The sequence below is a fragment of the Streptococcus sp. VTCC 12886 genome (genome assembly GCF_049893425.1).
GTDB classification, from domain to species: Bacteria; Bacillota; Bacilli; order Lactobacillales; family Streptococcaceae; genus Streptococcus; species Streptococcus suis_AA.
The window spans coordinates 1-3,181 of the sequence record NZ_JBMVJB010000064.1 but is presented as its reverse complement, the minus strand read 5'-3'; the positions used below and the strand labels follow the sequence as shown (position 1 = coordinate 3,181).

The following is a 3,181-nucleotide window of genomic DNA, read 5'->3' as shown; positions in this document are numbered from 1 at the left end:
ATAAGGTTAAGTTAATAAGGGCGCACGGTGGATGCCTTGGCACTAGAAGCCGAAGAAGGACGTGACTAACGACGAAATGCCTTGGGGAGCTGTAAGTAAGCAATGATCCAGGGGTGTCCGAATGGGGGAACCCGGCAGGTAAAGCCTGTCACTCACTACTGTTAAGGTAGTGAAGAGGAAGACGCAGTGAACTGAAACATCTAAGTAGCTGCAGGAAGAGAAAGCAAAAGCGATTGCCTTAGTAGCGGCGAGCGAAACGGCAGGAGGGCAAACCGAGGAGTTTACTCCTCGGGGTTGTAGGACTGCAAAGTGGACTTAAAGAGTATAGAAGAACTACCTGGGAAGGTAGGCCAAAGAGAGTAACAGCCTCGTATTTGAAATAGTCTTTATACCTAGCAGTATCCTGAGTACGGCGAGACACGCGAAATCTCGTCGGAATCTGGGAGGACCATCTCCCAACCCTAAATACTCTCTAGTGACCGATAGTGAACCAGTACCGTGAGGGAAAGGTGAAAAGAACCCCGGAAGGGGAGTGAAATAGAACCTGAAACCGTGTGCCTACAACAAGTTCGAGCCCGTTAATGGGTGAGAGCGTGCCTTTTGTAGAATGAACCGGCGAGTTACGATATGATGCGAGGTTAAGTTGAAGAGACGGAGCCGTAGGGAAACCGAGTCTTAATAGGGCGGATTAGTATTATGTCGTAGACCCGAAACCATGTGACCTACCCATGAGCAGGTTGAAGGTGCGGTAAGACGCACTGGAGGACCGAACCAGGGCACGTTGAAAAGTGCTTGGATGACTTGTGGGTAGCGGAGAAATTCCAAACGAACTTGGAGATAGCTGGTTCTCTCCGAAATAGCTTTAGGGCTAGCGTCGACATTAAGAATCTTGGAGGTAGAGCACTGTTTGGATGAGGGGGCCATCTCGGTTTACTGATTTCAGATAAACTCCGAATGCCAATGATTTATGGTCGGCAGTCAGACTGCGAGTGCTAAGATCCGTAGTCGAAAGGGAAACAGCCCAGACCACCAGCTAAGGTCCCAAAATAATTGTTAAGTGGAAAAGGATGTGGGGTTGCACAGACAACTAGGATGTTAGCTTAGAAGCAGCTATTCATTCAAAGAGTGCGTAATAGCTCACTAGTCGAGTGACCCTGCGCCGAAAATGTACCGGGGCTAAAACAATTTACCGAAGCTGTGGATAACACGAAAGTGTTATGGTAGGAGAGCGTTCTATGTGTGAAGAAGGTATACCGTGAGGAGTGCTGGAACGCATAGAAGTGAGAATGCCGGTATGAGTAGCGCAAGATGGGTGAGAATCCCATCCACCGTAAGACTAAGGTTTCCAGGGGAAGGCTCGTCCGCCCTGGGTTAGTCGGGACCTAAGGAGAGACCGAAAGGTGTATCCGATGGACAACAGGTTGATATTCCTGTACTAGTGTATATAGTGATGGAGGGACGCAGTAGGCTAACTAAAGCGGGCGAATGGAAGAGCCCGTCTAAGCAGTGAGGTGTGATATGAGTCAAATGCTTGTATCTTTAACATTGAGCTGTGATGGGGAGCGAAATTAAGTAGCGAAGTTAGTGACGTCACACTGCCAAGAAAAGCTTCTAGCGATAAGTATACACTACCCGTACCGCAAACCGACACAGGTAGTCGAGGCGAGTAGCCTCAGGTGAGCGAGAGAACTCTCGTTAAGGAACTCGGCAAAATGACCCCGTAACTTCGGGAGAAGGGGTGCTGACTTTTAGTCAGCCGCAGTGAATAGGCCCAAGCAACTGTTTATCAAAAACACAGCTCTCTGCTAAATCGTAAGATGATGTATAGGGGGTGACGCCTGCCCGGTGCTGGAAGGTTAAGAGGAGGGTTTAGCGTAAGCGAAGATCTGAATTGAAGCCCCAGTAAACGGCGGCCGTAACTATAACGGTCCTAAGGTAGCGAAATTCCTTGTCGGGTAAGTTCCGACCCGCACGAAAGGCGTAATGATTTGGGCACTGTCTCAACGAGAGACTCGGTGAAATTTTAGTACCTGTGAAGATGCAGGTTACCCGCGACAGGACGGAAAGACCCCATGGAGCTTTACTGCAGTTTGATATTGAGTATCTGTACCACATGTACAGGATAGGTAGGAGCCTATGAAATCGGGACGCCAGTTTCGATTGAGGCGCTGTTGGGATACTACCCTTGTGTTATGGCTACTCTAACCCGGTAGGTTAATCATCTACGGAGACAGTGTCTGACGGGCAGTTTGACTGGGGCGGTCGCCTCCTAAAAGGTAACGGAGGCGCCCAAAGGTTCCCTCAGAATGGTTGGAAATCATTCGCAGAGTGTAAAGGTATAAGGGAGCTTGACTGCGAGAGCTACAACTCGAGCAGGGACGAAAGTCGGGCTTAGTGATCCGGTGGTTCCGTATGGAAGGGCCATCGCTCAACGGATAAAAGCTACCCTGGGGATAACAGGCTTATCTCCCCCAAGAGTTCACATCGACGGGGAGGTTTGGCACCTCGATGTCGGCTCGTCGCATCCTGGGGCTGTAGTCGGTCCCAAGGGTTGGGCTGTTCGCCCATTAAAGCGGCACGCGAGCTGGGTTCAGAACGTCGTGAGACAGTTCGGTCCCTATCCGTCGCGGGCGTAGGAAATTTGAGAGGATCTGCTCCTAGTACGAGAGGACCAGAGTGGACTTACCGCTGGTGTACCAGTTGTCTCGCCAGAGGCATCGCTGGGTAGCTATGTAGGGAAGGGATAAACGCTGAAAGCATCTAAGTGTGAAACCCACCTCAAGATGAGATTTCCCATAACATTAAGTTAGTAAGAGCCCTGAGAGAAGATCAGGTAGATAGGTTGGAAGTGTAAGTGTGGCGACACATGTAGCGGACCAATACTAATCGCTCGAGGACTTATCCAAGAATAAGTAAATAGAACGTTAATAAAAGTGTATGATTTATCTAAATCAGTAGCTTTTTAGTTCGAGTACAAATACTCACGAGTCAATATTGACAGCGTTGGTTTTTCTTGTTAGAATATAGATATTCAATTTTGAGTTGACAAGACTCAGTAGTTAAGTGACGATAGCCTAGGAGATACACCTGTACCCATGCCGAACACAGCAGTTAAGCCCTAGAACGCCTGAAGTAGTTGGGGGTTGCCCCCTGTTAGATACGGTAGTCGCTTAGCAATATT

General features: G+C 49.0%; 2 rRNA genes. Both read left to right on the top strand.

Going from position 1 to position 3,181, the window contains the following annotated elements:
- The first annotated feature begins 4 nt into the window (after positions 1-4).
- Positions 5-2,906, top strand: a 23S ribosomal RNA gene (locus ACPC57_RS11415).
- Positions 2,907-3,059: 153 nt separating this feature from the next.
- Positions 3,060-3,175, top strand: a 5S ribosomal RNA gene (rrf, locus tag ACPC57_RS11410).
- The last annotated feature ends 6 nt before the right edge of the window (positions 3,176-3,181 follow it).